The sequence below is a fragment of the Flavobacterium sp. genome, from assembly GCF_044369455.1.
In the GTDB taxonomy this organism is placed as follows: domain Bacteria; phylum Bacteroidota; class Bacteroidia; order Flavobacteriales; family Flavobacteriaceae; genus Flavobacterium.
This window is the reverse complement of sequence record NZ_JBIPLW010000002.1, coordinates 100,925-127,692: the sequence shown is the minus strand read 5'-3', so window position 1 is coordinate 127,692 and position 26,768 is coordinate 100,925. Positions and strand designations below refer to the sequence as shown.

The 26,768-nt window shown below is 33.3% G+C and carries 32 protein-coding genes and 2 pseudogenes; 19 read left to right on the top strand and 15 right to left on the bottom strand.

Annotation, left to right across the window (positions count from 1 at the left end):
• Positions 1 to 44: 44 nt before the first annotated feature.
• Entirely contained in the window at positions 45 to 737 is a 693-nt protein-coding gene (locus ACIQ2L_RS02675) for a hypothetical protein (RefSeq protein WP_396156180.1), read from the bottom strand.
• A 113-nt stretch (positions 738 to 850) separates the two neighbouring features.
• On the opposite strand from ACIQ2L_RS02675, the gene ACIQ2L_RS02670 reads away from it, so the two are divergent.
• A complete protein-coding gene (locus tag ACIQ2L_RS02670) occupies positions 851 to 1,846 on the top strand; it encodes a DUF2157 domain-containing protein (RefSeq protein ID WP_396156178.1) in 996 nt (331 codons plus the stop codon).
• On the top strand, positions 1,830 to 2,987 hold the full coding sequence (locus ACIQ2L_RS02665; RefSeq protein ID WP_396156176.1) for a hypothetical protein: 1,158 nt from the start codon (positions 1,830 to 1,832) through the stop codon (positions 2,985 to 2,987). Before ACIQ2L_RS02670 ends, ACIQ2L_RS02665 begins: the two co-directional genes overlap by 17 nt.
• Here ACIQ2L_RS02665 and ACIQ2L_RS02660 read toward each other — a convergent pair.
• Positions 2,984 to 4,345, bottom strand: a complete 1,362-nt coding sequence (locus ACIQ2L_RS02660; RefSeq protein WP_396156174.1) for a serine hydrolase domain-containing protein — start codon at positions 4,343 to 4,345, stop codon at positions 2,984 to 2,986. The genes ACIQ2L_RS02665 and ACIQ2L_RS02660 overlap by 4 nt on opposite strands.
• Before the next feature lie 292 nt (positions 4,346 to 4,637).
• Between ACIQ2L_RS02660 and ACIQ2L_RS02655 the strand changes: the two genes are divergently transcribed.
• From ACIQ2L_RS02655 to ACIQ2L_RS02625, 7 genes are all read left to right on the top strand, one after another.
• Complete coding sequence (locus ACIQ2L_RS02655; RefSeq protein ID WP_396156172.1) at positions 4,638 to 5,852, top strand: aminotransferase class V-fold PLP-dependent enzyme; 1,215 nt, start codon at positions 4,638 to 4,640, stop codon at positions 5,850 to 5,852.
• 97 nt (positions 5,853 to 5,949) lie between these two features.
• Entirely contained in the window at positions 5,950 to 6,387 is a 438-nt protein-coding gene (locus ACIQ2L_RS02650; RefSeq protein WP_396156170.1) for a hypothetical protein, read from the top strand.
• A gap of 35 nt (positions 6,388 to 6,422) precedes the next feature.
• Positions 6,423 to 6,842, top strand: coding sequence for a SufE family protein (locus ACIQ2L_RS02645; RefSeq protein ID WP_396156168.1), 420 nt, complete (start codon positions 6,423 to 6,425; stop codon positions 6,840 to 6,842).
• 40 nt (positions 6,843 to 6,882) lie between these two features.
• Positions 6,883 to 7,296: a GxxExxY protein gene (locus ACIQ2L_RS02640; RefSeq protein WP_396156166.1), complete on the top strand. Its 414-nt coding sequence runs from the start codon at positions 6,883 to 6,885 to the stop codon at positions 7,294 to 7,296.
• A 44-nt stretch (positions 7,297 to 7,340) separates the two neighbouring features.
• On the top strand, positions 7,341 to 7,664 hold the full coding sequence (locus ACIQ2L_RS02635) for an SUF system Fe-S cluster assembly protein (RefSeq protein WP_121314956.1): 324 nt from the start codon (positions 7,341 to 7,343) through the stop codon (positions 7,662 to 7,664).
• Positions 7,665 to 7,733: 69 nt separating this feature from the next.
• Complete coding sequence (locus ACIQ2L_RS02630) at positions 7,734 to 8,240, top strand: DUF2480 family protein (RefSeq protein WP_396156164.1); 507 nt, start codon at positions 7,734 to 7,736, stop codon at positions 8,238 to 8,240.
• A 93-nt stretch (positions 8,241 to 8,333) separates the two neighbouring features.
• Complete coding sequence (locus ACIQ2L_RS02625; RefSeq protein ID WP_396156162.1) at positions 8,334 to 9,227, top strand: DUF3078 domain-containing protein; 894 nt, start codon at positions 8,334 to 8,336, stop codon at positions 9,225 to 9,227.
• 87 nt (positions 9,228 to 9,314) lie between these two features.
• Here ACIQ2L_RS02625 and ACIQ2L_RS02620 read toward each other — a convergent pair whose 3' ends face one another.
• On the bottom strand, positions 9,315 to 9,551 hold the full coding sequence (locus ACIQ2L_RS02620; protein WP_396156160.1) for a hypothetical protein: 237 nt from the start codon (positions 9,549 to 9,551) through the stop codon (positions 9,315 to 9,317).
• A 192-nt stretch (positions 9,552 to 9,743) separates the two neighbouring features.
• Positions 9,744 to 10,886, bottom strand: coding sequence for a cystathionine gamma-synthase (locus ACIQ2L_RS02615; protein WP_396156158.1), 1,143 nt, complete (start codon positions 10,884 to 10,886; stop codon positions 9,744 to 9,746).
• Between the two features lie 285 nt (positions 10,887 to 11,171).
• On the opposite strand from ACIQ2L_RS02615, the gene ACIQ2L_RS02610 reads away from it, so the two are divergent.
• The 10 genes and pseudogenes from ACIQ2L_RS02610 to ACIQ2L_RS02565 all read left to right on the top strand — a co-directional run bounded on the left by ACIQ2L_RS02610 (position 11,172) and on the right by ACIQ2L_RS02565 (position 17,222).
• A complete protein-coding gene (locus ACIQ2L_RS02610) occupies positions 11,172 to 11,525 on the top strand; it encodes an arsenate reductase family protein (RefSeq protein WP_396156156.1) in 354 nt (117 codons plus the stop codon).
• Positions 11,525 to 12,412 (top strand): DMT family transporter, encoded by an 888-nt coding sequence (locus tag ACIQ2L_RS02605; protein ID WP_396156154.1) that lies wholly within the window; start codon positions 11,525 to 11,527, stop codon positions 12,410 to 12,412. Before ACIQ2L_RS02610 ends, ACIQ2L_RS02605 begins: the two co-directional genes overlap by 1 nt.
• Before the next feature lie 60 nt (positions 12,413 to 12,472).
• Positions 12,473 to 12,844, top strand: a pseudogene (locus ACIQ2L_RS02600) (four helix bundle protein).
• 92 nt (positions 12,845 to 12,936) lie between these two features.
• A complete protein-coding gene (locus tag ACIQ2L_RS02595; protein ID WP_396156152.1) occupies positions 12,937 to 13,797 on the top strand; it encodes a YicC/YloC family endoribonuclease in 861 nt (286 codons plus the stop codon).
• Between the two features lie 38 nt (positions 13,798 to 13,835).
• Positions 13,836 to 14,192 carry a hypothetical protein gene (locus ACIQ2L_RS02590; protein WP_396156150.1) on the top strand — a complete coding sequence of 119 codons (357 nt, stop codon included), beginning with the start codon at positions 13,836 to 13,838 and terminating at the stop codon, positions 14,190 to 14,192.
• A gap of 10 nt (positions 14,193 to 14,202) precedes the next feature.
• Positions 14,203 to 14,775: a guanylate kinase gene (gene gmk / locus ACIQ2L_RS02585; RefSeq protein ID WP_396156148.1), complete on the top strand. Its 573-nt coding sequence runs from the start codon at positions 14,203 to 14,205 to the stop codon at positions 14,773 to 14,775.
• Positions 14,776 to 14,779: 4 nt separating this feature from the next.
• Positions 14,780 to 15,352, top strand: coding sequence for a hypothetical protein (locus ACIQ2L_RS02580; protein ID WP_396156147.1), 573 nt, complete (start codon positions 14,780 to 14,782; stop codon positions 15,350 to 15,352).
• Positions 15,349 to 15,930 (top strand): nicotinate (nicotinamide) nucleotide adenylyltransferase, encoded by a 582-nt coding sequence (gene nadD, locus ACIQ2L_RS02575; RefSeq protein ID WP_396156145.1) that lies wholly within the window; start codon positions 15,349 to 15,351, stop codon positions 15,928 to 15,930. The genes ACIQ2L_RS02580 and nadD overlap by 4 nt, the downstream gene beginning before the upstream one ends.
• Before the next feature lie 67 nt (positions 15,931 to 15,997).
• The gene (locus ACIQ2L_RS02570) at positions 15,998 to 16,993 is read left to right on the top strand and encodes an NAD(P)H-dependent glycerol-3-phosphate dehydrogenase (protein WP_396156143.1); all 996 of its coding nucleotides are present in this window, start codon (positions 15,998 to 16,000) and stop codon (positions 16,991 to 16,993) included.
• A gap of 1 nt (position 16,994) precedes the next feature.
• Positions 16,995 to 17,222: a hypothetical protein gene (locus tag ACIQ2L_RS02565; RefSeq protein ID WP_396156141.1), complete on the top strand. Its 228-nt coding sequence runs from the start codon at positions 16,995 to 16,997 to the stop codon at positions 17,220 to 17,222.
• 4 nt (positions 17,223 to 17,226) lie between these two features.
• Here ACIQ2L_RS02565 and ACIQ2L_RS02560 read toward each other — a convergent pair whose 3' ends face one another.
• The 11 genes and pseudogenes from ACIQ2L_RS02560 to ACIQ2L_RS02510 form a co-directional block, all read right to left on the bottom strand.
• Positions 17,227 to 17,517 (bottom strand): hypothetical protein, encoded by a 291-nt coding sequence (locus ACIQ2L_RS02560; RefSeq protein WP_396156139.1) that lies wholly within the window; start codon positions 17,515 to 17,517, stop codon positions 17,227 to 17,229.
• A 34-nt stretch (positions 17,518 to 17,551) separates the two neighbouring features.
• Complete coding sequence (locus tag ACIQ2L_RS02555; protein ID WP_396156137.1) at positions 17,552 to 18,838, bottom strand: S41 family peptidase; 1,287 nt, start codon at positions 18,836 to 18,838, stop codon at positions 17,552 to 17,554.
• Between the two features lie 191 nt (positions 18,839 to 19,029).
• Positions 19,030 to 19,818 carry a helix-turn-helix domain-containing protein gene (locus ACIQ2L_RS02550; protein ID WP_396156135.1) on the bottom strand — a complete coding sequence of 263 codons (789 nt, stop codon included), beginning with the start codon at positions 19,816 to 19,818 and terminating at the stop codon, positions 19,030 to 19,032.
• A gap of 62 nt (positions 19,819 to 19,880) precedes the next feature.
• A pseudogene (locus ACIQ2L_RS02545) lies at positions 19,881 to 20,126 on the bottom strand (hypothetical protein); the annotation flags it as partial.
• Between the two features lie 54 nt (positions 20,127 to 20,180).
• Positions 20,181 to 21,200, bottom strand: a complete 1,020-nt coding sequence (locus ACIQ2L_RS02540; protein WP_396156133.1) for a phenylalanine--tRNA ligase subunit alpha — start codon at positions 21,198 to 21,200, stop codon at positions 20,181 to 20,183.
• A gap of 63 nt (positions 21,201 to 21,263) precedes the next feature.
• Positions 21,264 to 21,620 carry a hypothetical protein gene (locus tag ACIQ2L_RS02535; protein ID WP_396156131.1) on the bottom strand — a complete coding sequence of 119 codons (357 nt, stop codon included), beginning with the start codon at positions 21,618 to 21,620 and terminating at the stop codon, positions 21,264 to 21,266.
• Between the two features lie 110 nt (positions 21,621 to 21,730).
• Complete coding sequence (locus ACIQ2L_RS02530) at positions 21,731 to 22,477, bottom strand: tetratricopeptide repeat protein (RefSeq protein ID WP_396156129.1); 747 nt, start codon at positions 22,475 to 22,477, stop codon at positions 21,731 to 21,733.
• A gap of 49 nt (positions 22,478 to 22,526) precedes the next feature.
• Complete coding sequence (locus ACIQ2L_RS02525) at positions 22,527 to 22,910, bottom strand: GxxExxY protein (protein ID WP_396156127.1); 384 nt, start codon at positions 22,908 to 22,910, stop codon at positions 22,527 to 22,529.
• A gap of 123 nt (positions 22,911 to 23,033) precedes the next feature.
• On the bottom strand, positions 23,034 to 24,800 hold the full coding sequence (locus tag ACIQ2L_RS02520; protein WP_396156125.1) for a BatD family protein: 1,767 nt from the start codon (positions 24,798 to 24,800) through the stop codon (positions 23,034 to 23,036).
• Positions 24,801 to 24,919: 119 nt separating this feature from the next.
• Positions 24,920 to 25,669 carry a tetratricopeptide repeat protein gene (locus ACIQ2L_RS02515; protein WP_396156123.1) on the bottom strand — a complete coding sequence of 250 codons (750 nt, stop codon included), beginning with the start codon at positions 25,667 to 25,669 and terminating at the stop codon, positions 24,920 to 24,922.
• A 44-nt stretch (positions 25,670 to 25,713) separates the two neighbouring features.
• Positions 25,714 to 26,751 (bottom strand): VWA domain-containing protein, encoded by a 1,038-nt coding sequence (locus ACIQ2L_RS02510; protein WP_396156121.1) that lies wholly within the window; start codon positions 26,749 to 26,751, stop codon positions 25,714 to 25,716.
• Between the last annotated feature and the right edge of the window lie 17 nt (positions 26,752 to 26,768).

Genomic DNA, 26,768 nt, shown 5'->3' with positions numbered 1-26,768 from the left:
AAGTTAATTATTAACTTCCCTTTTCTATTTAAATGTAATTGCTCTTAATTAAGAATATAACTATCAATGTCTTTTTCTTCAATGGTGTTGTTAGAATTAGTAATAATCTTTATCACTCCAATATTTTCTGCATACCAATATTCCTCAGAAGCATTAGTTATTTGATCATTAGCATTAATAGTAATACTTAATCTTGTTTTTATTACGTTCGGATATGTAGTTCCATTTAAAGTTAATTCACCTTTAAAATAATTAACTCCAGAGTAATCAATTTTAAAGGGTAATGTTCCAGATTGACCACTTCCTGAGTAAGTTACTTTTGGCGAAACTCTTCCTGTCCAAAAAACATTTACATCGTAATCATCTTTTAAAATAGGCAACTCGTAGCTTTTAATAATCACAGTAATGCCGCTTTCATTTATTGATGTGTCTCCTGTTTTCAAGAAATAGGTAGCGCCTTTTTTACCAAACCATTGTCTTGCATTAAAATCAGCTTGAGAATCATCATTAAATTCATAATAAGTTGTACCTTGAAATTGATCAGTTCCAATAATTTTAACTTCATTTATTAAACTTTGATTTTGATTAAAGTATTTCCAACTATTGTTAGTTGCTAAAGGTAAATAATTACCTGTCGTTGTTCCGTTTGAATCACTCGAATCATCACTGCTGCAAGAAGAAATGGCTACTATTAATACAAAGAATATTGCAGCTTTGATTATACTTATCTTTTTCATTTTTAGAATTTTTTGTAAAAGTAAAGATTTTTGTTTATGAATCAAGGAATTTAATTTAATAGCTTTTTGATTTTTATATTTCTATATTTGATAAGTATCAAAAAGGAAAACCATTGGAAAAACAAAGCGAAATACTAACCGAGCAACTGGTTTCAAAAGGATTTGTCACCCCAGAACAACATAACGAAATTAAAAAATACGGGCAACTTGGTTTTTTCTCTCTTAATAGCGAATTGCTGTTCTTTCTTTACATATCGGTGCTTCTTTTTACTTCGGGTGTTGGAATCCTTATATATAAAAACATAGACAGCATCGGTCATATTGCCATCTTAGTTGTCAATTTCATACTAATGCTAGGATGTTTCTTCTTTAGTTTTAAAAAAGCAAAAGGATTTTCTAAAGAAGAAGTTGCATTTGAGAATCCGGTGTATGATTATTTAGTATTAGCAGGAAGTATTTTGGGTTGTATTTTTATTGGTTATCTGCAATACCAATACACCATTTTTGGAAAAGACTTTGGATTGGTTTCCTTATTTTCAGCCGCTTTTTGTTTTGTGATTGCGTATTATTTTGACAATAAAAGCGTTCTTTCTATCGCTATTACGGCATTGGCTACTTTTATCGGAATAACCATAACACCAAAAACGGTATTGGCAAACGAAGTCTATTCAAATCCTCAATTGAGTTATTACGGATTGGCTTTGGGCGCACTTTTAATTCTAATAATGGAATATACAATACGGGAAAAAGCCAAAGAACATTTTCACATTGTCTACGCTACTTTTGCTTTAAATCTTATTGGAATTTGTTCTGTTGCAGGGCTTTTAGCAGACTATTGGTACGTGTTTATCTTTTTGATGGCACTAGCAATTTATTATTTTTATAAAGTGAGTCATCAAATCGCTTCTACCTTTCTTTTTGTTTTTACACTATTTTATGGATATGTCGGAATAAACATTTATTTAGGAAGACTTATTGTGTTTATGGAAACGTCAAGTATTATTGAATTGATAATTTATCTTTTACCATTTTATGTTATTGGTTCCATTTTCTTATTTATAAAATTGATTCAAAAATTTAATAAAGAAAAACATGCTGGCATACAATAAAGAACTACTAGAAAATGGCCTTCTGGTTACAGAAGCCACGCGATTGTTTCATATGAAATTCATTTCAAAAGAGCAGTTGAATGCTATAGTTCAACAATTACCACAATTGCAGTCAAATACCATTTTTATCCGATTTGGTTTTTTCTTACTGGGCCTTTTTTTGTTTTCATCAATAGCTGGTTTTTTAGCGTTGTTTATTGCAAACCTTATTAGTTCAAATTATGAAGTGCTAATTTATTTATATGCTATAATTGGGCTTGTTGGAAGCGAAGTTTTTGCAAGAAAATCATTTTTTGGTCACGGTTTAGACGATGCTTTTGTATTGTCGTGGCAAGGCACATTTTGCGCTGCTATTGGCGTTTCATTTGAATCAACAACACTTGTTTTTGCGGTTTTGTTTGTCATTGCTCTTTTTAGCTGTATCCGTTATGTGAATACTATTTCAGCTTTGCTAAGTGGTATTGGATTGGTTGGTTTTTTCTTTACACTGATAACCAATCTAAAAGTCATTAGCACTATGTATCTTCCATTTATTGGACTACTATTAGCGATCAGTATCTATGCTGTTTACCATAAATTGAATTCGAATTCCAGCTATTTCATCTATAGAAATGCATTACAACTCACTAAAATTTTCAGTTTAATGTTAGGGTATGCTGCAGTAAATTATATGGTGGTTCGCGAACTTTCGGAAAGTCTAATGGGAATTGTGGTTACAAAAGGAAACGACATTCCATTAGCATTTTTGTTTTATGGATTAACGTTTGGTATTCCGTTAGCGTATATGTATTATGCTTTACAAAAAAAGGATAGAACGATTTTAATAGTTGGACTTTTAGCACTGGGTTATTCCTTCTTCACCATTCGATTTTATTATAGTTTGATGCCTCTAGAAATCGCATTACTATTGGCTGGTGTTTTGTTGTTTGCGATATCTTTTTTCTCCATAAAAAAGCTCCAATACAAAACCAGTGGAATTACCTTTCAACCTGATAGAGATGCCAATCACAATTTAATTATGAATGCTCAAGCACTAATTATCAATTCGCAACTCAGCACACAACCTGTTATGGATGAAAGCAAAATGCCTTTTGGCGGAGGCGGTTATAGTGGCGGCGGTGCTGGAGAAAGTTTTAGTTAGTTCTTAATACTCCCAACAACTCCACCCAAAAACCCATTAAAATCAAATTCCTCGCTCAATCCCATTCTAACTATTACTAAATCGTGGCTTGGGAAAATCGCTACCATTTGTCCTTGATAGCCACTTGCGTAAAACATATCTTTTGGAGCATTTGGAAATCTACCTCCAGCGTTTAACCAAAAGTGTGCACCATATTTTCCGTTGGAACCATTGGTGGGCGTTGCAACATATTTTGCCCAACTTTCGTCAAAAAGTTGTTCGCCATTCCAATTGCCTTTGTGTAAATACAATAAGCCAAATTTTGCCCAATCTCTTGTCGTTGCCCAACCATAAGATGAACCCACAAAATTTCCTTTCATATCAACTTCTGTTAAAGCCGAATGCATCCCAATTTTATCAATCAAAGTCGAATACCAAAAATCTAAATAGTCTTGGTGTGTTTTGAATTGTTTTCTCAATATTCCACTCAATAAATTAGTGGTTCCGGATGAGTAGTTCCATGAATTGTTCGGTTTACCAACTAGAGGTTTGTCAATTTGCGATTGCGTCATGTCTTCCGCAATAAAAAGCATCTTGGTTACATCCGAAATTTTTCCATAATCTTCTTCCCATTCCAAACCTGAATTCATGTGCAACAAATCGTTAATCGTAATTTTTTTGCGCTCATCGTTTTGCCATTCCCCAATTGGCGCCGGTTTCATAATGTCGAGTTTGCCTTGTTTTTGCAGAATTCCGAAATACGTTGCCGTCAAACTTTTGGTCATCGACCAGCCCAAAATTTTAGAGTTTTTGTTAAATCCATCAGCATATTTTTCGGCGATGATTTTGTCTTTATAAATTACGATTATAGAACGGGTGCGTTTATTTTTTTCGCCTTTTTTATCAAAAGCATTTTCAACAGCAGCATTTAATTTAGCATAATCAATGTTCGCAAACACTGTATCCAAACCATTCGGCAGACTGGCTTTTTGTTCTTTTTCTCCATAAGGAAACGGCAAATCGTTTTTAATAAAATTCCTTTTCGGAACGTTATACGGTTTTGAAACATCATAATCATCATTGATTAAAGTCGCACCCAATCCTTCTCGGTAAGTGGCTTTTCGAGTTTTTAACCCATAAACACTTGACGTTACAAATCGTTGCTTTTCATCTATTTTATTTGTTGCCCAATCTATTTTATCAATATCATTGTCGCCTTGCTGAATGGTTTCCAAACTTCTACCATCAATAAAATGTCCGGAAGCCACGCTCTTGGCCGAAAAGCCTGAAATTAAATCGAGTTGCGGATAGATTTCAATACGCAAGTAAATCAAAGCAATTAGCAATAAAACAGCAAAGATTTTGAGGATTTTTTTCATGGAAATTAATTTTCAAGCAATTTATAAATTTTGAACCATATAAGTCATATAAGGTCATTTAAGTTAGGTAACTTTCATATATGTTCATACATGCCTTATATGGTTTAAACAACAAAAAGGAAAGGATTATTTTGAACCATATAAGTCATATAAGGTCATTTAAGTTAGTATCTTTCTTACATGTTCTTACATGCCTTATATGGTTTAATAAACTCAAAATATTAATATTTGTTTAGCATTTAACAATTTCATTTTAGCTACTTTTGTATTTAGAATTTTTCTAAATAATAAAATGTTAGACATACAAAAAATAAGAGCCGATTTCCCAATACTTTCTCAAAAAGTTAATGGCAAACCGCTCGTTTATTTTGATAATGGTGCCACTTCGCAAAAACCACAAGTGGTGATTGAAGCGATCTCAAAATATTACAAAGAAATCAATGCTAATATTCATCGCGGAGTGCATACATTAAGCCAACTGGCAACTGATGCCTACGAAGTTTCTCGTGGTAAAATCCAAAGTCATATTAATGCGAAATTGGCGTGTGAAGTAATTTTTACTTCAGGAACGACACATGCAATTAATGCTGTGGCTAATGGTTTTGCTTCGTTTTTAAAAGCAGGCGATGAGGTTTTAGTTTCTGCTTTAGAACATCACAGTAATATTGTACCTTGGCAAATGCTTTGCGAAAGAACGGGAGCAACGTTACGCGTTATTCCAATGAATGACACGGGAGAATTGATACTATCTGAATACGATAAAATGCTTTCGGGAAAAACCAAAATTGTAACCGTAAATCATATATCCAACGCTTTGGGAACCATCAATCCAATCAAATATATGATTGACAAAGCCCACGAAGTTGGAGCTGCAATATTAATTGATGGCGCACAAGCGGTACCGCATTTAAAACCTGATGTTCAAGCATTGGATTGTGATTTTTATGTGTTTTCTGGACATAAAATATGTGGGCCAACAGGCATTGGAATTCTTTACGGTAAAGAGGCGTGGTTACATAAACTTCCACCCTATCAAGGCGGAGGCGAAATGATAGCAACGGTTTCTTTTGAGAAAACTACGTATGCCGATTTGCCTCATAAATTTGAAGCCGGTACACCAAATATCGAAGCCGGAATTGTACTGGGAACCGCAATAGATTATTTAAATGAAATAGGTTTTGACAACATTGCGGAGTACGAACATGAATTATTAGAATACGCTACTGAAAAATTGTTGCAAATAGAAGGATTAAAAATTTTCGGAACCGCAGAAGCAAAAACTTCCGTAATTTCGTTTAACATTAATGAGATTCATCCGTATGACGTTGGCACCATTATTGACAAACTTGGAATCGCAGTGCGAACAGGGCATCATTGCGCGCAACCGATAATGGATTTTTATAAAATTCCGGGTACGATAAGAGCTAGTTTTGCGTTTTATAACACCAAAGAAGAAATAGATTTGATGATTGAAGCTTTACAAAAAGCGCAAATGATGTTACGTTAATAATTAGGAGCTAATCCGGCTGTTCACTGTATCTTTCGTCTCGTTCTCAAAACGAGACAAAAGGATGCCGTTACCATCCGGGCTAATAAAAATAAATATGAAAACAGTAAGTTTGATTATACTAAGCTTTTTTTTAGGAAAAAGTTGTACCAACGAAGCACAAAATGATATTGCCAACACTACATTACAGTATACAGCAAATACTCGTGGATTTTTTCAAAAAATTATTATTATCAATCAAAAAGCGACCGTTTTTAGAGATAGAAACAGCGAAAAATTTCCCGAAGAAATCGCCATCACAGATAAAGATTGGAAAGAAATTATGAGTTATTTTGAAAAGATTGATTTAGAAAAAATACCTAGTTTAAAAGACCCAACTCAGAAAAGATTTTACGACGGTGCCGCCATTGCCAATTTAAAAATACGGTACCAAGATAAAAACTATGAAACAACAGATTTTGATCATGGATATCCTCCAGCAGCAATAGAAAAATTGGTAAATAAAATAGTATCACTTGCTAAAACAGAAGAGTAGTAATAAAAGATACTGAAACAAGTTCAGCATAAAGAATGACAATAAAAGATATACAGGATGAAATTGTAGAAGAGTTTTCGATGTTTGACGATTGGATGGAACGCTACGAATACATTATCGAACTCGGAAAAGGATTACCTTTAATAGAGGAACAATTCAAAACCGAAGACAACATCATCAAAGGGTGCCAGTCAAAAGTGTGGGTTCATGGCGAAAAAAAAGACGATAAAATAGTTTTTACTGCCGATAGTGATGCCATTTTGACCAAAGGAATAATAGCAATTTTAATTCGTTCTTTTTCCTATCAAAAAGCAGCCGATATTCTTGATGCAAATACCGATTTTATAGATGAAATTGGGTTGAAAGAGCATTTGTCACCCACACGGGCTAATGGTTTAGTATCAATGATAAAACAAATAAAAATGTACGCTTTGGCATTTAATTCGAATAATTAATTTACCCATATAAGTTATTTAAGATCATTTAAGAATTCAGATGGTATTGACAAAGACATATTTAAAAGATTTAGTTTATCATGTTAATGGCGCAGCAATTGAAGTTCATAAAAATCTTGGCCCTGGTTTATTAGAAAGTATTTATCACAAATGTTTGGAAAAGGAATTGTCAATCCAAGATTTTAATTTTAAAACAGAACTAATAATTCCAATAAACTATAAAGGACTTGAAATAGACGCTAATTTGAGATGTGATTTGTTTGTTGAAAATTGTCTGCTCGTAGAATTAAAATCAGTTGAAAAAATTTTACCAATCCATGAAGCTCAACTAGTAACGTATATGAAACTTTTAAAAATTCCTATGGGTTTAATGATTAATTTTAATGTGACAAATATTTATAAAGAAGGACAAAAAACCTACATTAACGAGATATACAGAATATTGGAAGAATAATCTTAAATGTACTTACATGCCTTGTATGGTAAAAAAATAATAATATGGAAGAATTTAAAGACGATATCAATTTAGGTGAGAATGTGGTAAAAACCTTAAAAGGGATTTATGACCCAGAAATTCCTGTAGATATTTACGAATTAGGGTTAATCTACGATGTGATGATTAACGAAGACAACGAAGTAAAAGTGTTGATGACCTTAACTTCGCCAAATTGTCCTGTGGCAGAGACCTTGCCTCGCGAAGTAGAAGAAAAAATTAAAAAAATAGATACCGTTAAATCGTGTGAAGTAGAGATTACTTTTGATCCGCCATGGAGTAAAGATTTAATGAGTGAAGAAGCTAAGTTAGAATTGGGAATGCTTTAATTAGTATTCAGTTTCCAGTCACAGTATTCAGATAACTGCGACTGGAAACTGCGACTGAAAACTAAAAAAATGGACGAAATCATAAATAAAGTTGCCAATTCTGCACTCGAAGTATTCGATTTGGAAGATTATTATCCAAGTGGAATTCGAACTCAGATTGATATTTCACAGTGGCTGCTCGAAGGTCTTCTGCTTAAAGAAAAGGATTTTCGCGAAGCATTAAAAAACTATGATTGGCAACAATATGAAAATCATTTTGTGGCGATTCATTGTTCCACCGAAGCTATTATTCCAGCTTGGGCAACTATTTTAGTCACAACCTATCTTTCACCTTTTGTAAAAAAAGTTGTTTTAGGAAGTTTAAATGATTTAGAAACATCTCTTTATCAAGAAATTTTATCTAAAATTGATTACACAAAATACCAAGACAAACCAGTTATCTTAAAAGGTTGTTCAAAAAAATCCGTTCCCGATAATGCTTATATTTTAGCTATTCAAGAACTTCAAAAAGTAGCCAAAAGTGTGATGTATGGCGAAGCCTGTTCTGCGGTTCCGTTATACAAAAAAGGAAAGTAGTTTCTACAAATTCAGTTATTTAGCATTTTATTTAATTTGTAAAAGTGAATTCAATTTTTATCTTTGTGTCCAAAATTTTAAAAAATTAAAAAGATGAAAAGAATTTTATTAACAATTACATTATTGATTTCAGCTAACACTATTTTTTCTCAAGAGACCGATAAAGATAGATTGAAGAGGACAGAAGAAGCCGTCGACAAACTTAAAGAAGAAAAACCAAATGGTTGGTCAAAGAAAGGGACATTTACCTTACTAGCCAATCAAGCATCATTTACCAATTGGCAAGCTGGAGGGCAAAGTAATATCTCCGGAAACATTGGGTTAAATTATGACATAAATTATAAAAGTGATAATTGGACTTGGGATAACAAGCTAATTTCCAATTATGGATTGTCAAAAAATAGCGGTCAGGAACTAGTTAAAACTGACGACAGAATTGAATTTAATTCTATATTAGGGAAAAAAGCCAAAGGATATTGGTATTATTCTGCATTTTTTAATTTTAGAACACAATTTGATTCGGGTTTTGATCCCAAAAATTTGAATGTAAAAATTTCTCATTTCTTTTCTCCTGCCTATTTTCAAATTGGTCCCGGTATGTTATGGAAAAAAAGTGATGATTTCAAGTTCAATATAGCTCCATTAACATCAAGATTAATAGTCGTACATCCACATTTTACTGAATTTGGTTCTTCATTCGGTGTTGAACGAGGCGACTCATCACGTTTTGAATTTGGAGCCTCTTTTATTGGCTATTATAAATTCAAACTAATGGAAAATATAACCGCAGAAAACATACTTAGTTTATATACAAACTATTTAGAAGATCCTCAAAATGTAGATCTTGACTACACTTTAAACATTGTGATGAAAATCAACAAAACATTATCAACAAATATCGCTTTCCAAACAATATATGACGACAATGCTTTTAGAGGATTTCAAATTCGTGAAGTTATTGGTTTAGGGGTTAATTTTGGATTCTAATACTAATCGTTAAAAAAAAGTGCCGATTCATTAAGTTGAATCGGCTCTTTTTATTTTTACTAATTTTAAATTTGTTTAACCGTTACATTATTTTTTAAAACGTTTATTCTTGGACTGTAATGCATTGCCTTTATATGCAATGGCATTACTGTTAGAAGTTGCTCTTGGAGCCGTTGATACTTTGCCTGAGGAACCAAATTTTGATCCAGAACCACTAGAACTTAATTCGGTTGGTAGTTTTGTAAACGAGAAGGCTTTTGCACTAAATAGGATGAGCAAAAAAAGAAGCAGCTTGACAGCATTTTTTGGGGTCATTGTTTTCATGGGGTCATATTTTTAAATTATACAAGATAAACTTATATAAACAAAACAAAATAACCGCTAAAACAACTTAAAAAATCGATAAAATACACAAATAATCATTTTTAGTGTTATTATTCTTATAAAAAATTTAAATAATTATCAAGAAACCAAAGGAAAATAAGTTACTCTGCCTTAAATTGTAAAAGGAGCGAATTATCTAAACGCTTGTTCTAAATCGGCTAATAAATCGTCGATATCTTCAACGCCTGTGCTCAATCGCACTAAATCATCTGTGATGCCAATTTCCTTACGCTTCTCTTCAGGAATAGAAGCGTGTGTCATCAGTGCAGGATGATTCGCTAAACTTTCAACACCACCAAGAGATTCCGCCAAAGTGAAAACTTTTAGTTTTTCTAAAAAAGAAATAGCATCAGCTTTTTTACCAGATTTGAAGGTAAAAGAAACCATACCGCCAAAACCACTCATTTGTTTTTTGGCAATTTCATGAAACGGATGATCAGGTAATCCAGGGTAATATACTTTTTCTACTTCGGGATGATTGCTTAAAAAAGCAGCCACTTTTTCGCCGTTTTCGCAATGTCTTTGTACCCGTAAGTGAAGGGTTTTAATACCGCGTAAAACTAAAAAACTGTCCATTGGTCCCAATGTACCGCCAGTAGCAAACATTTGAAAATGCAATTGCTCACCAAGGGCGGCGTCTTTAATAACTAATGCTCCAGCAATGACATCACTGTGTCCGCCAAGATATTTGGTAGCCGAATGCATTACGATATCTGCACCCAAATCTAGTGGTTTTTGCAAATAGGGTGTAGCAAACGTATTGTCTACAGCAAAAAGTATGTTATGTTTTTTTGTTATTTTGGCAATTTCAGCAATATCTGCTAATTTCATCAATGGATTGGTTGGTGTTTCTGCCCAAACCAATTTGGTGTTTTCGTTAATTAATGAATGGAATTTTTCCATATCAGTCATATCCACAAAATGAAACTTAACGCCACTATCTTTATAAATTCTGGTAAATAAACGATACGTTCCACCGTATAAATCATCCATAGCTATGATTTCATCTCCTGCTTTAAAGGAACGTAACAAACAATCGGTTGCGGCTAATCCTGAGGCAAAAGCCAAACCTCGAGCCCCGTTTTCTATACTTGCCAAAGCATCTTCTAACGCTTGACGCGTTGGGTTGGCAGCTCGCGAATATTCATAATCACCCACAGGCGTTCCTGGTGAAACTTGAGCATAGGTTGAGGTTAAAAATACGGGAGGCATTACTGCTCCTGTTACTGCTTCATGGTGTTGATTGCCATGTATGACTTTGGTATTGAATTTCATCTAGATTAATTATTTTTTAAATGAGGATGGAACGCCAAGCCGTCTCATTGATTTTATTTTTCACAAAAGTAAACAAAAGTTCCAATAGTTTTTCTTCTAACCCCGATTGTAACGGCATCCTTTTTTGTCTCGTTTTTTTTAACGAGACAAAAAAGATAGAGTGGAAAGCGGGAAAAAGGTTAGCAAATAAGCCCGAAAGTCTCGTTTCTTCCTTCGACTGCCCGTCTGCCGACAGGTAGACGCTCAGGATGACAGAAATTGCGTATTTTTGGGAAAATAAAAAAAATGGAAAATAAAATCTACTATTTATCATCGTGTGACACCTGTAGAAAAATTATAAAATCACTTCCAAACGCTGATAGATTAAACTTTCACGACATTCGTCAAAATCCAATAACTGATCAAGAATTAGATGAAATGTATCGACTTTCGGGGAGTTATGAAGCGCTTTTTAGCAAAAAAGCACAACTTTATAAGTCGATGGATTTGAAAAATAAAGCTTTGACAGAAGCAGATTTTAAAAAATATTTGTTAGAACATTATACTTTTTTAAGCCGTCCTGTTTTTATTATTGACAACCAAATTTACATTGGCAACAGCCCAAAAAGTATCATTAACGTTATCAAAGCATTGTCATAATGTCTAAAAGAACATGGGCATTACTAGCCGCAACCATGGTTTCTATCATTTATGGCCTTTCGTTTACGATTGCTAAAGATGTCATGCCAACGTATGTAAAACCGTTTGGGTTTATTTTGCTTCGCGTTTTTGGTGCAACGATTTTGTTTTGGTTGGTTTCATTTTTTGGACCAAAAGAGAAAATTCAATTAAATGACTTTCCTCGAATTATAGCGGCAGCTTTTTTTGGTGTGGCACTCAATATGCTTACTTTTTTTAAAGGATTGAGTTTTACTTCGCCTATTTCGGCAGCAGTAATTATGGTAACAACACCAATTATTGTATTGATTTTGTCAGCTATTATTATGAAAGAGAAGATAAAATCAAGAAAGATTTTTGGAATTTTGTTGGGACTTTTGGGAACAGGTTTTCTAATTTTATATGGTAAATCAATTGGTAACGCAACAAATGCTTCGTTAGGAAACTTTTTAGTTTTTATTAATGCGGTCTCGTATGCGATTTATTTGATAGTTGTAAAAAAACTGATGGATAAATACAACGCATTCACCTTTGTGAAATGGATATATTCGTTTGGCCTACTAATGGTTTTACCCTTTGGATGGAATGAATACCAACAAATTCAGTGGACAGTAATTCCAACATATATTCTCTGGGAAATAGGTTTTGTGGTGCTTTTTACAACATTTTTCACCTATTTATTTAATTTAATTTCGATGCGCGAATTAAAGCCAACAACGGTCGCTGTTTTTATTTATTTGCAACCACTTTTTGCTACTGTTTTTGCCATGAGTTTAGGCAAAGATGAATTGACATGGGTTAAAATTGTCTCTGCGGTTTTAATCTTTGTTGGGGTTTATTTAGTAACGCAGAAAAAAAGTAGTCAGTAAGCAGTTTTCAGTTTTCAGTCGAAGAAAGCAGTCTCAGTATTAAATAGTAATAAAAAATATATGGATTATAAAGAGTTATTAGCATACAGAAAAGCATTTTCTTTAGCAATGGATGTTTTTAAAGTTTCGAAGTCATTCCCAAAAGAAACCTATTCATTAACAGATCAAATAAGACGTTCTTCAAGAAGTGTATGTTAAAATATGGCTGAAGCTTATAGAAAAAGAAGGTATGTAAATCATTTCATAAGTAAATTAACCGATTGTGACGGTGAAAATTCAGAAACAAGTACTTGGCTTGATTTTGCCTAAGAATGTGAATATGTTAGTAGTGAAATTCATAAAGATTTAAACGAAAAAGCGGTAGAAGTTGGAAAACTTATCAATTATATGATTAACAATCCTGATAAATTTGGTTGCAATTTAGAAAAGTAAAAAACTGAAAACTGTCCCAAAGCTTCGAAACTGAAAACTGCGACTGAACACTGAACACTTTTTCATATATTTGATGTCAATAAATCACAAGAATGATACAATCCATGACGGGTTTTGGGAAAGCCACTTTGCAATTACCCACCAAAAAAATCTCAGTAGAAATAAAATCACTAAATTCTAAAGGATTAGATTTAAATACGCGTATGCCGTCTGTTTTCAGAGAAATGGAATTGGGTTTGCGCAACCAACTTTCACAGCGATTAGAGCGCGGAAAAATCGACTTTTCATTATATGTTGAAGTTACAGGCGAAGACACATCGTCCAAACTTAATGTGCCCATAATAAAAGGATACATTAGTCAAATGAAAGCGATTTTGCCCAATGCCGATGAAACCGAATTGATGAAAATGGCAGTAAGAATGCCCGATGCTTTAAAAACCGAGCGCGACGAGATTGATGAAAACGAATGGAAACAAATCCAAACGGTAATTGATGACGCTTTGGAGAATATTGCGCAGTTCAGAAAAGACGAAGGCGTTTCTTTAGAAAAGGAATTTTTGCATCGCATTGCCAATATCATGACGATGATGAACAACGCAGTTTCGTATGATGCCGAAAGAGTGCAAACCGTTAAAACAAGATTACGAACTGCTTTAGACGAACTCAAAGAAAACGTGGATGAAAATCGATTTGAACAAGAATTGATATTTTATCTAGAAAAATACGATATCACCGAAGAGAAAGTTCGACTAGAAAATCACTTAAATTATTTCATTGAAACGCTTGCAGGAACCGAAGCCAACGGAAGAAAACTAGGTTTCATTACACAAGAAATGGGAAGAGAAATTAATACTATGGGTTCAAAATCTAACCATTCTGAAATGCAGAAATTAGTCGTGATGATGAAAGATGAGTTGGAAAAGATTAAAGAACAGGTTTTGAATGTATTGTAAGTATTAAGACAGGAGTATTAAGTATTAAGATTTTAAAAATGAACAATAGAGATAAAACAAAGTACATTGTTAATGATGGTAAAAAGCTGCCTAAAAACCGATTTATACTTGAAGTTGTTAAAATATATTTAAATAATCATAAATCAACTTTTTCTACTTTAAACAATGTTTTTTTAAGAGAATATCAAGGTTCTACAGGAGTTATAAACAAACTTGATTATGTATTGTCAAAATATGCAAATCATAATAATAAAAGGCATTTCCTCAATTCAAATGAGATTTTAATGAGTTCCGATAATATTAAATTTGTTGTTTCAACGGAGTGGAATAAAGATAATGTAAAAAATATCGTTAAAATAGCCGAGCAAGAAGGCATTGATATAATTCAAGTATAAATTCTAAAAAATGCAAAAAGGAAAATTATTAGTCTTCTCAGCACCATCGGGTTCAGGAAAAACCACGATTGTCAGGCATTTATTAGCGCAACCTGATTTGAACTTGGAATTCTCCATTTCAGCAGCTACACGCGAGCCAAGAGGTGAAGAAGTGCATGGGAAAGAGTATTACTTTATGTCGATTTCCGACTTTAAGAAACACATCAAAGCCGAAGATTTTATCGAATGGGAAGAAGTATATCGGGATAATTTTTATGGCACTTTGAAAAGCGAAGTCGAGCGCATTTGGGCCAAAGGGAAAAACGTTATTTTTGATATTGATGTATCTGGCGGATTGCGTATAAAGTCTAAATTTCCTAAAGAAACATTGGCCGTTTTTGTAAAACCACCAAGCGTTGACGAGCTAAAACGCCGTTTAAAAGAACGTTCTACAGAAACTGATGATAAAATCAACATGCGCATTGCCAAAGCGCACGTCGAACTAGCAACTGCGCCACAGTTTGACTCCATTATTAAAAATTATGATTTGGAGGTTGCGAAGCGGGAAGCATATGAATTGGTTAAAGATTTCATTAAAAAATAATAAAATGAAAAGAGTAGTTTTTATACTTATGCTGCTTCCTTTGTTTGCAACATGTCAAAAGTTGCAGGGAACCATTCATTTCCTGGATGGGACATCGATTTCGGGAACCGTCAAAGTTGCTTCTGGTGATATCAAATATTGGGCTTCTCCAGACGCAAAACCAGATACATATGATTATACCGGCGCCACATCGGTAACAATGACCACGAAAAATGGTGAGCAAGTAAGATTTGAATATGTATATTTTGATTTTCAGAAAAAGCCTATTTTACTTAAGGTCGAAATGGAAGGCTATCTCACACTTTATTCAGATAGTTCAAGTTATTACACCGGAGCAGGGGTAGGAATGGGTTTCCAAAGTTCGAGCACCTATTATTTAAAAAAAAGAGGCGAAAAGTTAGGACAATGGTTTATTTGCTATGGATATATACCTAAAATTCAACTTCCCAAAGTGATTGATAAATATTTTAATGATTGCAAAGTCATTCAGGAAAAATACCATAATTGGGAATTCAAGAAAAAGGATTTTCGAGAAATAGTAAATTACTACAATCAAAACTGCGCTCCTAAAGAATGAAAATCGGCCTCTATTTCGGAACCTTCAACCCCATTCACATTGGGCATATGATAATTGCCAATCATATGGCCGAACATTCTGACTTGGATCAAATTTGGCTTGTCGTAACGCCACATAATCCGCACAAACAAAAAAATACGTTGCTCGATGATTATCAAAGATTGCATATGGTAACTCTGGCAACAGAAGATTTTACTAAAATAAAACCTTCTGATATTGAGTTTAAGTTGCCACAACCTAATTTTACTGTAAATACTTTAGCATATTTGGAAGAGAAATTTCCAAAACATGAGTTTGCCTTAATTATGGGAGAAGACAATTTGAACTCGTTGCATAAGTGGAAAAACTATGAAGTGATTTTGGAAAATCATCCGATTTACGTTTATCCAAGGTTAAACTCTGGGGAAATAGACAATCAATTAATTAATCATTCAAAGATTCATAGAATAAGCGCACCGGTTATTGAACTCTCATCAACATTCATTCGAGAGAGCATCAAAAATAAAATAAATGTAACACCAATGTTACCTCAAAAGGTTTGGGAATATATTGACAGTAGTGCTTTTTATAGAAAATAGGATTATAATAATAGCTCAAATATCGTATAAAAATCAGTATTTTTGAATGATTTAAATGTTTATCTTCATGAATGAAACTCCAAAATTTGCAGTGATTGGTGGCGGTAGTTGGGCAACAGCCATTGCAAAAATGCTTTGTGTCAATCTTAATGAAATTGCCTGGTACATGCGAAATGAATCGGCTATAGACCATCTAAAAACTCAGAAGCACAACCCCAATTATTTAAGTTCAGTCGAATTTGATATAAAAAAGCTTAGACTAACTTCGGATATTAATGAAGCGGTAACGTATGCCGATTATATTATTTTTGCAATTCCATCAGCTTTTTTAAGTACAGAATTAGAAAAATTAACGGTTAGCTTAAAAGACAAAGTAATTTTTTCTGCCATCAAAGGAATTGTTCCAGAAACCTTCTTGATTGTTGGCGAACATTTTAACAAACAATACGATATCCCTTTTGAAAATATCGGCGTAATCACGGGTCCGTGTCATGCAGAAGAAGTAGCATTAGAGCGACTTTCTTATCTAACAATTGCATGTGGCGATTCAGCGAAAGCAAAAGTTGTGGCGAAAGTTCTAGCAGGGAATTATATCAAAACTAAAATTTCGGACGATATTATCGGAACAGAATATGCTGCCATGCTTAAAAACATTTATGCTATAGCTGCTGGGATAGCGCACGGTTTGGGTTATGGTGATAACTTTCAATCGGTAATTATGAGCAATGCGATTCGTGAGATGAAAAAATTCATCAGAAAAGTACATAGGATGAAGCGCAACATCAATAACTCGGCTTACTTAGGCGATTTATTGGTTACCGGTTATTCTGTTTTTTCGCGAAACAGGATGTTTGGAAACATGATTGGAAAAGGCTACACGGTTAAATCAGCTATGATGGAAATGAGTATGGTTGCCGAAGGGTATTATGCCGTAAAAAGCGCCTACAAATTAAACCAAGAATACAAAGCGAAAACACCCATCATTGATGCAGTTTATCAAATTTTATATGAAGGAAAAGATGCTAAATCAGTTTTTAAAAAACTAACGGAAAAATTAGATTAATATGAACGAAAGATGGAAATATCAAATTAAATCGGGTGTACCATTTGGGATATTATTACCCATAGTTTTAGGGTTATTAGACTGGTATGGCACTTCTTTTTCGGAAGCTTTTTTTACTTTAAAATTTTTAATTAGTCTTCTTGTTTTTCTTTTTCTAGGAATATTTGTAATTGGATATTACAATTGGAGAGAAAAGCGAAAAACGCTAGAATACAATAAGCAGAAATAGATAGTTACCTTACAATCACCCCATCCACAAACAAAATCGGAACTTCTTCTACATAGTTTGGATTGATTGAGCTTTCAAGATTCTCGTTTACCATAATAGTAACTGATTGGGAAGTACTTTTTACAAGTGTTACATTTATATCGTCATTAACAATAACCCTTGTAAAATCCGATAAATCTCTAGATATTGCAACTATACTATCAGAATCTTTAAAATTATCGTCATTATTAAAACTAATTTGTAAGGTTGTTAATAGAACGCACAATATGCCTATTCTTAAGAATTTGTTTTTCATTTTTAAGAATTATTTGTGATTTATAGTGTAGGTTTTAGCGGGTGTTCTTCTCTATTAATTTTAATGCAAACTCTAGCTTACTGTTTTTCCCTTTTATGATATCTTCCCAATCTTGTGAAACATTATAATCGGGCATTACACCTCGCCCTCTAATTTCTGGGTGAACATCCATTTTAAAATGTACAATCGGAATACTCACTTTAATCTTTGTTTTTGGTAATTTTATATCCCCACTTTCACCGCTCACATTTCCTTCATAAGCGCCACCCGTTTCTTCTCCTATAAATACCGCTCTATTTGTCATTTTAAGCATACTTGCAAATTCGGCTCCACCAGAAAATGTAACACCACTCGTAAGCACATACACTTTGCCTGTATAAACTAACTCTTGTTTTGGCTTTTTATAACCGAATTCAGAAAAGTAATCACTCATTAATGTAAACTTACCTCTATGTGGAATGTTATTAGAAAGCGCCCAAGCATCTGCAATAGCTGATTTACTTTTTTTAAAATTATCATATGCAGCTATAGGGATTATAACACTCTCGTATTTCTGAAATGCTTCTTTGAATAAGTAACTTGCTAGTAGATTTTCATTTCCTTCCTCACCTCCTATATTGTTTTGAACATCTATGATGAGATGCTTGGTGTTTTTTTCTTTTATTATTTTAAAAACCTTTTCATAAAATGTTTCAAAATCATCAAGACTGTAAAAATTTGGAATAGATAGATAAAAAACACTGTCAGAAATAGAATAATAGTCAAATTCGTTTTTTATGATAATGGTATTTAATGTGTTTTTTTTATCTTTTTGTTTTAGGATATTTCTTCCTTTTAAAGTAAGGGTTTTTACCTTTTCAGAATTAAATTCTTTAACTTCAATTTTAAATTTTTTTTCTTTACCGTAAGCCATTGTATAATAAAGCGGAAAATTCCAGCTTATCCATTCGTAAAAAGAAGTTTCGTTAAAACCGTCTGTAACAATATATGGCCTCAGTTTTTGCATGATTTGTTCAATAGTCCTTCCATTAATTGATAATAATTGGTCACCAAAATTTAAACCAGGATTATCCTTTGCAAAATATTTAGTTATTATGGCCTTTTTATCTGAGAATTTAATTTTTATAGGAATGAACGATTTTGATAAACCAAACTTAATTTGTGTCCAAAATGGCAATTCTGCTTCGGTATGTCCTTCGTTAGTAAGTGCAATTAGTGCATTTACTTTTTTGAAAAACTCTATTTTATTGGAAGATTCTATGGTTTTTCGGATACTGTCTATTTTTTGGTCAATGACGCTTTTTTCAACATATTGATACAATCCTTGATGATATGTTTTTAGTTCAGTAACTAAAATATCATAATCATTTAGTAGTTTTTCTCTAGGGATCTGGCTGTAGATAGTTGTTATAAAAAAACATAAGAAAAGTAATGAGATGGCTTTTTTCATTTTGAAAGTTTTTACAAAGCTATTTTATCTAAAATAAAGTCACTTGTATAATCTTGCAATAACTATTCAGACAAGCTTTGCTGATACTTTTTTGGTGAAAGCCCAATATATCGATTGAATTGCCTAGAAAAATGAGACATATCAGTAAAGTTAAACTCATAAGCCAAAGCAGTAAGGTTAGTCTCTTTTGAAATAGTTTCCTTCGCTTCAAATACTCGTTTAATCAACATATAATTCATCGGTGAAATTCCACAAAAATATTTAAAAGATTTAGCAAATTTGAATTTATCCATCTTGCAGCTTGATGCCAAAGTTTCTAGATTAACATTGTTCTTTAAATTTTCATCTATAAATTTTATAGCTTTATCCCAGTTATTTTTGAACATTAAATCATCCTTTTTAATATTCTCAGAACTATGAATAATTAATCTTTCAATAAATTTTTTGAGCAATAAAGGGTTCAATTCATTTTGATTTTTTTTTGTTGATTTTATTACATCTATGAGATATGTATTTAATTTTAGATCCTTGAATGAGCGTTTTTCAAAGAAAACATTCTTTCTACCGGCAATGTCATCTATAACAATTTGAGGAAAATAAATGGTGTGGAAAGAAAGTTTTTGATTTTTGTACATTAACGGATTAGAATGTATCTCATAAGGATTGCTAATTGAAGTAAAATTTTTTTTGCTATAAATGAGCTTTTTATCCATTTCAATACATTCTATTCCTTCTGTGATTAGAGAGATACAGAATGTATTGTGAAAATGATTTGGGAAAGATTGTTTTTGACCAACCATGGTTAGAATTTGAATATCTTCAATATTATTAACTTTAATAAGCTCTGTCATTGTACTAAATTTACAGTCCTAAGTTACTGCTAAACTCTTTTACTTTTTTCCTTGAAAGGCCTTATTTTTATTTTAACCATTGAAACCAGTCGGATTTGAAGTAAAGCATGACGCAAGAGTGATGTTTTTTTCATTCCCCCATTAATGGTGCCAAACGCATTGGAAACAACCATTACGTTCTCTAAATCGAAGTCAGAATCGTTCACCAAGTAAACATACCAAACCTTTTCCATAAAGTCATCGCTCCATTCATGAACGGCAGCTAGGAACACGTTTTCAACTTTTGGAATGATGATGTCTGATTTCATTTATTGACAAAAACCCTGAAAGAGTTTCAAACTCTGTCAGGGTTAAAAGTTAATTTATATACTCGCCTTAAATTGCTCTAAGAAACGCACATCGTTTTCATAAAACAGTCTAATATCACCAATTTGATACAATAACATCGCGATACGCTCAATTCCCATTCCGAAGGCGAAACCGTTGTATTCTTCGGGATTGATGCCACAGTTTTTCAGCACATTTGGATCGACCATACCGCAACCCATAATTTCTAACCAACCTGTTCCTTTGGTAATTCGATAATCGGTTTCGGTTTTTAAACCCCAATAAATATCAACCTCAGCACTTGGTTCTGTAAAGGGGAAATAGCTAGGTCTTAACCGTATTTTAGATTTGCCAAACATTTCTTTGGTAAAATATAAAAGCGTTTGTTTTAAGTCGGCAAACGAAACCTCTTTATCAATATACAACCCTTCAACTTGATGAAAAATACAATGAGAACGTGATGAAATTGCTTCGTTACGAAAAACTCTTCCAGGGGAAATCGTTCTAATAGGCGGTTTGTTATTTTCCATATAACGCACTTGTACCGATGAGGTATGTGTTCTGAGCAAAACATCTGGATTGGTTTGGATGAAAAATGTGTCTTGCATGTCTCTTGCCGGATGATATTCGGGCAAGTTCAAGGCAGTGAAATTATGCCAATCGTCTTCAATTTCTGGACCTTCGGAAACGTTAAATCCTATGGTGGAAAAGATATCGATAATTTGATTTTTTACTAATGAAATTGGATGACGAGAACCTATTGTTATGGGCTCAGCGGGGCGTGTCAAATCGCCATAAACTCCTTTTACTTCCTCTTTGCTTTCTAATGCTTCTTGAATGGATTTTACCTTCTCTTCGGCAACTGTTTTTAAGGTATTGATAACTTGTCCAAAGTCTTTTTTCTGGTCGTTTGGAATATTTTTAAACTCGGTGAAAAGTTCTTTTAACAAACCTTTACTTCCCAAGTATTTGATGCGGAAATTTTCTAAAGCTTCTTTGTTTTTCGTATTGAATGCTTTAGCTTCTTCTATATGTTCTTTTATCTTGTCTATCATAGTCATTGTTAAAGTGCAAATTTAGGGAAAAGTTGGAAGTTGGAAGTTGGAAGTTGGAAGTTTTTAGTCAATGACTTCTTTTTCCAGAAAATAATTCACAATGGCTTCTTTCATCAAAACCGATTGTTCACCCGCTTTTAGTGGCGGTAATTCTTCCTTAACGCTGTAATGTGGCCAACCGTCTTTGTCTACAAAATCAAATTCGTAGAAACCATAAGGTTCAAGCAAACGACAAATGGCAATGTGCATCAGATTGAGTTTTTCGTCTTTTTTGAAAGTTTGGTGCACTTTCCCGAGTTCTTGCACTCCGATTAAATATATAATAGCGTCTAAGTCCAATACATCTCCTTCAGCAAACTGATTGGAAAGGATTTGAACAACGTTGTTCCAGCGGTTTTTTAATAGTTCGTCTCTTGACACGTGAATTATGATTGTTGATTAACGATTTAAGATTTTTGAAGGATTAAGTCGATATCAAAATTAGTTTGCAAAGATAGACATACTGACCACTAATTACTGAATACTGACCACTAATTCTTAATCTCTTTAATCGCGCTTTCCTCAATCCAACCTATGGTTTCATCGGTGAGTGCAACTTTTTTCCAGTTGGCAATGCTTTCTAAAATGTAAACTTTTGTTCCTTCGTGTAAAACGGTTGCATCCTGACTTCCCGTTTTTGGTTCGCTTTTTAATGGTGTTGATTCAGCAAAAACGATGGCGGGTCTTTCGTTATCATTACGACTTTTTTCATAAAATCCAGAAGCAGCACTTAGTACAATTCCAAACAACCAAACGAACATTCCGATAAAAAAAACTCTTTTTAAACTTGTCTTTTCTGAAAAATAATAACCTGCAAAAAACCCTAAAAACAAGAACGCAAAAACGACTGCAATCCAAGCCCAAGTGTCATAATGATATTTCGAAGTAAAGTCAGAGAGCAGTTTGTTGAAACCTACTTTTGGAATAACTTTGATGTCATCAATTGCCATTTTTCGGGCAAAATCTAAATTGGTTTTGATTTCAGTATCATTCGGACTTAGTAATAATGCTTTTTCATAATTGTAAATGGCTGGAGCTACTTTGTGTAATTTGTAATAGCAATTTCCTAAATTAAAATACAATTCAGCCGATTGTTTGCTTGAGTTTATGATACTTTCAAAACTGGAAATGGCTGCTTGGTAATTTTCTTTTTGATACTGTTGATTGCCTTGTTCAAAAGCAGTTTGTGCCCAAAAGGCCTGAGAAACAAATAGCATTATAAGTAGTGTCTTTTTCATATATTTTTAACCACGAAGTTCACAAAGAAGGCACAATGAGCACAAAGAATTACAATGTACCATTGATGATTCTACGAACTCCATCTTTTAATAGTTTCACATTAAAATTTATTAGTAATCCTAGTTTACAATCTGATAGTTTTAAATATGTTAAAAGTTGTGCCAAATGAACTTCATTTAATACCTCAACCGATTTTACTTCTACTATAAATTTATTTTCAATAATAATATCTATTCTATAACCTATTTCCAAATTAACTTCTTCATATATCAATGGAAGTGGTTTTTGTTTTTCAACTCTAAGACCTGTCTTTTTAAGTTCATAAAATAAACATTCTTCATAAGCACTCTCGAGTAATCCTGGTCCGAGAGCTTTGTGAACCTTCAGCGCAGACCCAAATACAATTTTTGATATTTGTTCCTCGGTAATCATATTTTTTATCTAATAATTCTGTTTTATTTAACCACGAAGTTCACGAAGTAGGCACAAAAAACACTATTTAAAACATTTCATTGTGAACACCGTGCCTTCCTTGTGCTCTTAGTGGTTAAAAATTTATTTAATTTGCTTTTCTAATTCAGAAATAATCACGACAGCTTTATCATAATCGTTTTGAATTGCTGATTCAGATGATTGAGCATAACGCGCCAATTCGCAGTTTTCGGTCAATTGAATAAAGTCTGAAACGGTTTCCGTATTGGCTTTTCGCGAAAGCAATAGTTCTGATATTTTTTCCTTGCTCATTTCCGAAGTTTCAATATGTAACTTGGCTTTTAGGAAATTGTGCATGGCTTTTTCAAGCGCGATATAAAATGGTTCTTTGTTGCCTAAATGTTTCTTAGCATCGCCCAAATATTTCTTTGCCAAAGCATTTGAGCGTTTAATTTTATTGCCAGCAACATCATTGTCAGATGCTTCTTTTCTTCGTTTGCCAACAATCAAAAACGGAATGGCTAGAAAGGGTAAAAACACCAAAGAATAAAAAAATCCAGAACCTAAGAAATCTTCTTTTTTCATTGGTTTTAAAGTGGTTTTTTGTTTGATATAGGCAAATGTTTTGGTGATGGCGACTTCGGTTTTTATTGTACTATTTGGAGCTGCTTTTTCGGAACTTGCCATACTTGGTCCATCCATAACAGTAATAGTGATGGGTTGTGAACTAAACGATTTATAACTATTTGAACTCAAATCAAAATAGGTGAAACGCAAAGGTTTAATTTGGTAATTGCCTTTGTATTGTGGAATTATCGTGTATTTATCCGAAATTTTTCCGGTCATTCCCGTTAATGGAGTTGATACATTTTCATCATGAATGGGATCATACATTTCTAATGCAGCAGGTAAAACAGGTTTTGGTAAGGTAAACAATTTTAGATTTCCAGTACCAGCTACACTTACATCTAAATCAAGTGATTCTCCGTTTTTTAACACCGTTTTTGATGGTTTTACTTTAAAGTCAAAACGCCCAACAGCACCAGTAAAATCTTCTGGTTTCCCAGACTCTGGTAACGCTTTTACAGAAATCACTTTGCTACCTGCCGAAACACGCTTGCTGTCTTCGGTCATTACTGCTTGTCCCCAAAAATTTCTCCTGTTTGTTGGTACTTGACAATCAATATCCAACGAAAGCGGTTCGATTTCTAGTTTACCCGATTTTTGTGGATACAAAACCGTTTTTCGCAATACTACATAACGATAACGTTCGCCTTTGAACATGCCTTCCTGCGCAACGAGTTGCTTGATATCAATATTTTGGCTCCAAAAATCATTGTATTTTGGTTTGTTTAATTCGCGCCAATTCGAAATTCCGATATTAAAACTGAAATACAGTTTATAAACCACAGTGATGGGTTCGTTCACATAAGGATTGGATTTTGAAATGTCAGCCACCAAATAAATATTGTCATCGGCACTAATGGCTGGAGCTTCATTAGGGTCTTTTGGAATTTCAACCGCGTTGGTTACAGTAATCTTAACGGGTGTAGTTTTATAAATCTGACCGTTGATTTCAATGGATGCTTGTTTTATGGTAAGTGCGCCTTTTTGGGTTGGCAATAAAATATAAATATAGGATTTGTTAAACGAACTTTTTCCGTTTATCCATGATTGACTTACAGACTGGCTAGGTCCGCCAACTACTTTAAATCCGCTTTGTTCAAAATTTGGTGGAACAAAATTATCCCCATCAGCATTCATGGTAAATTCTATTCGGAGTCTTTCATTTAGTCCCAAAGAATTTTTACTTACTTTGGCTTCAAACTGTACTTGAGCCATGATAGGACTTCCAATTATTAGCAGCAGTAAAACAATTACTTTTTTCATATGTTGTATTATTGTTTTTCATCGGTCATATGTAATTCGCATATCATAATTGGTTTTTACGACCAATTTTAGTTTATGCTCATTTCATAAATTCTTTTTCAAATTGTTTGATCTCATTGTTACCAATCCTTTTCTGCTTTTTTTGGATTGGCCTGTATTTTTTGTTTATTTACTTTATCTTGAATTTTTTTCTCTTCGTTGTTAACCGCATCCAATAAATTCTCAACACGTTGTTTTGCCATTCCGCCAGGTTGTGGGTTTGGTTTTCCGTCGTTTTGATTTTTATTATCTTTATTGTCTTTATCTTTATTGCCTTCTTTTTTATCCTTGTCCTTGTCTTTTCCGTCTTCCTTCTTGTCGTCTTTTTTATCTTTATTTTCGTCTTTTTTGTCTTTCTTATCCTTATTTTTGTTGCCATCTTTTTTAGGCGGATTGTCTTTTAGCATTTTTTTAGCCAAAGCAAAATTATACCGCGTTTCTTCATCGGTAGGATTATTTCGCAATGCATTTTTGTATGCTTCAACAGCATTCGAATAATCTTTGTCTTTCATAAAAGTGTTCCCAATGTTATGAAAGGCATTGTGTTTTTCTTCACGTTTTTTGGCCGTTTTCAATGCTTTTGCATAATGAAGTTTGGCTTCTGCAGCTTGATCTTGTTTGTAAATGGAATTTCCTAAATTATAGGATGCTATTGATTTTTTAGGGTTTTTAGATTCCGAAATTCTATATTCAGCTTCAGCATCATCATATTTTTTATCTGAAAACGAATCGTTTCCTTTTGGCAAATTTTTGTCCTTTTCTTGAGCATACAATTCTCCCAACCCACACAGCGAGAAAAGTAAAATGAATATGAAATATTTTTTAATCATCTTTTTTATTTTAGTTCCTACCCTTTGTAGAGGTTAGGTGGGGCTTATTCTTTTTCGTTAAATAAATTCATTTTTTTTACCCATTTTGTTTTTCTTTCCAAAAGGAAAATATCCAAAAATAACAGAAAAAAGCCAAAGCCCAAAAACCATTGAAACTGCGATTTGAAATCGGTCATTTGTGTGCTCTCAAACTCGGTTTTTTGAATATTATCCAAAGCATTTTTAACATAATCCAAAACTGCTTTGGTTGAATTTCCATCTACATAACCACCATTGGCACTTTTGGCAATTGTTTTTAAAACTTCGGCATTTCTTTTGGTAATTACGACATCATTATTTTGGTCGCGTTGAAAACTCTCTACTACGCCATTTCTTTTTAATGGAATGGTTCCTCCATTTTCTGTACCAACTCCAATGGTTAGAATTTTTAAACCCACTTTTTTGGCTTCTTCCGCTGCCTCTTGAGCCGAGTCAGAATGATCTTCACCATCTGTAATGATGATGAGCAACTTGTTGGTTTTATCCTTTTTGTCAATGTAGGTTGTGGCTAAATTTATTGCTTGATCAATTGATGTTCCTTGCGCCGAAATCATTCCGGGATTCATACTTTGTAAAAACATTTTGGCCACACCATAATCAGTTGTTATTGGTAATACCGGGAAAGCACTTCCAGAATAGGCAATAATTCCAATTCTATCGCTGCCCAATTGATTGATGATTTGTGAAACTAATTGTTTGCTTTTTTCCAATCTACTTGGTGCAACGTCTTCAGCTAACATACTTTTGGAAACATCCACTGCAAAAATGATATCTATTCCTTCTCTTTTTACGGTTTCTAATTTGGTTCCTATTTTTGGGTTCACCAAGCCAATTATTAAACAAGTTATTCCCAATAGTGCCAAGACCAATTTCAAAACTGGTTTCAAAACAGATTTTTCTGGACTAAGTTTTTTCAATAATTCTAAATCGCCAAATTCTTTTTGTTTTTTTCTTTTCCAGAATTGAATATACAAGAAAAGCATCGTCATTACTGGAATGACAATCAAGAAATATAAATACCCTTTTTCTTCTAACTCGTACATATTTTCTAAAATTTCAA

Bases quoted from the DNA above. Each gene is read 5' to 3' on its own strand.
- ACIQ2L_RS02675 (WP_396156180.1), bottom strand. From the start codon at position 737: ATGAAAAAGATAAGTATAATCAAAGCTGCAATATTCTTTGTATTAATA.
- ACIQ2L_RS02665 (WP_396156176.1), top strand. From the start codon at position 1,830: ATGCTGGCATACAATAAAGAACTACTAGAAAATGGCCTTCTGGTTACA.
- ACIQ2L_RS02660 (WP_396156174.1), bottom strand. From the start codon at position 4,345: ATGAAAAAAATCCTCAAAATCTTTGCTGTTTTATTGCTAATTGCTTTG.
- ACIQ2L_RS02655 (WP_396156172.1), top strand. From the start codon at position 4,638: ATGTTAGACATACAAAAAATAAGAGCCGATTTCCCAATACTTTCTCAA.
- ACIQ2L_RS02650 (WP_396156170.1), top strand. From the start codon at position 5,950: ATGAAAACAGTAAGTTTGATTATACTAAGCTTTTTTTTAGGAAAAAGT.
- ACIQ2L_RS02645 (WP_396156168.1), top strand. From the start codon at position 6,423: ATGACAATAAAAGATATACAGGATGAAATTGTAGAAGAGTTTTCGATG.
- ACIQ2L_RS02640 (WP_396156166.1), top strand. From the start codon at position 6,883: ATGGTATTGACAAAGACATATTTAAAAGATTTAGTTTATCATGTTAAT.
- ACIQ2L_RS02635 (WP_121314956.1), top strand. From the start codon at position 7,341: ATGGAAGAATTTAAAGACGATATCAATTTAGGTGAGAATGTGGTAAAA.
- ACIQ2L_RS02630 (WP_396156164.1), top strand. From the start codon at position 7,734: ATGGACGAAATCATAAATAAAGTTGCCAATTCTGCACTCGAAGTATTC.
- ACIQ2L_RS02625 (WP_396156162.1), top strand. From the start codon at position 8,334: ATGAAAAGAATTTTATTAACAATTACATTATTGATTTCAGCTAACACT.
- ACIQ2L_RS02620 (WP_396156160.1), bottom strand. From the start codon at position 9,551: ATGAAAACAATGACCCCAAAAAATGCTGTCAAGCTGCTTCTTTTTTTG.
- ACIQ2L_RS02615 (WP_396156158.1), bottom strand. From the start codon at position 10,886: ATGAAATTCAATACCAAAGTCATACATGGCAATCAACACCATGAAGCA.
- ACIQ2L_RS02610 (WP_396156156.1), top strand. From the start codon at position 11,172: ATGGAAAATAAAATCTACTATTTATCATCGTGTGACACCTGTAGAAAA.
- ACIQ2L_RS02605 (WP_396156154.1), top strand. From the start codon at position 11,525: ATGTCTAAAAGAACATGGGCATTACTAGCCGCAACCATGGTTTCTATC.
- ACIQ2L_RS02595 (WP_396156152.1), top strand. From the start codon at position 12,937: ATGATACAATCCATGACGGGTTTTGGGAAAGCCACTTTGCAATTACCC.
- ACIQ2L_RS02590 (WP_396156150.1), top strand. From the start codon at position 13,836: ATGAACAATAGAGATAAAACAAAGTACATTGTTAATGATGGTAAAAAG.
- gmk (WP_396156148.1), top strand. From the start codon at position 14,203: ATGCAAAAAGGAAAATTATTAGTCTTCTCAGCACCATCGGGTTCAGGA.
- ACIQ2L_RS02580 (WP_396156147.1), top strand. From the start codon at position 14,780: ATGAAAAGAGTAGTTTTTATACTTATGCTGCTTCCTTTGTTTGCAACA.
- nadD (WP_396156145.1), top strand. From the start codon at position 15,349: ATGAAAATCGGCCTCTATTTCGGAACCTTCAACCCCATTCACATTGGG.
- ACIQ2L_RS02570 (WP_396156143.1), top strand. From the start codon at position 15,998: ATGAATGAAACTCCAAAATTTGCAGTGATTGGTGGCGGTAGTTGGGCA.
- ACIQ2L_RS02565 (WP_396156141.1), top strand. From the start codon at position 16,995: ATGAACGAAAGATGGAAATATCAAATTAAATCGGGTGTACCATTTGGG.
- ACIQ2L_RS02560 (WP_396156139.1), bottom strand. From the start codon at position 17,517: ATGAAAAACAAATTCTTAAGAATAGGCATATTGTGCGTTCTATTAACA.
- ACIQ2L_RS02550 (WP_396156135.1), bottom strand. From the start codon at position 19,818: ATGACAGAGCTTATTAAAGTTAATAATATTGAAGATATTCAAATTCTA.
- ACIQ2L_RS02540 (WP_396156133.1), bottom strand. From the start codon at position 21,200: ATGATAGACAAGATAAAAGAACATATAGAAGAAGCTAAAGCATTCAAT.
- ACIQ2L_RS02530 (WP_396156129.1), bottom strand. From the start codon at position 22,477: ATGAAAAAGACACTACTTATAATGCTATTTGTTTCTCAGGCCTTTTGG.
- ACIQ2L_RS02525 (WP_396156127.1), bottom strand. From the start codon at position 22,910: ATGATTACCGAGGAACAAATATCAAAAATTGTATTTGGGTCTGCGCTG.
- ACIQ2L_RS02520 (WP_396156125.1), bottom strand. From the start codon at position 24,800: ATGAAAAAAGTAATTGTTTTACTGCTGCTAATAATTGGAAGTCCTATC.
- ACIQ2L_RS02515 (WP_396156123.1), bottom strand. From the start codon at position 25,669: ATGATTAAAAAATATTTCATATTCATTTTACTTTTCTCGCTGTGTGGG.
- ACIQ2L_RS02510 (WP_396156121.1), bottom strand. From the start codon at position 26,751: ATGTACGAGTTAGAAGAAAAAGGGTATTTATATTTCTTGATTGTCATT.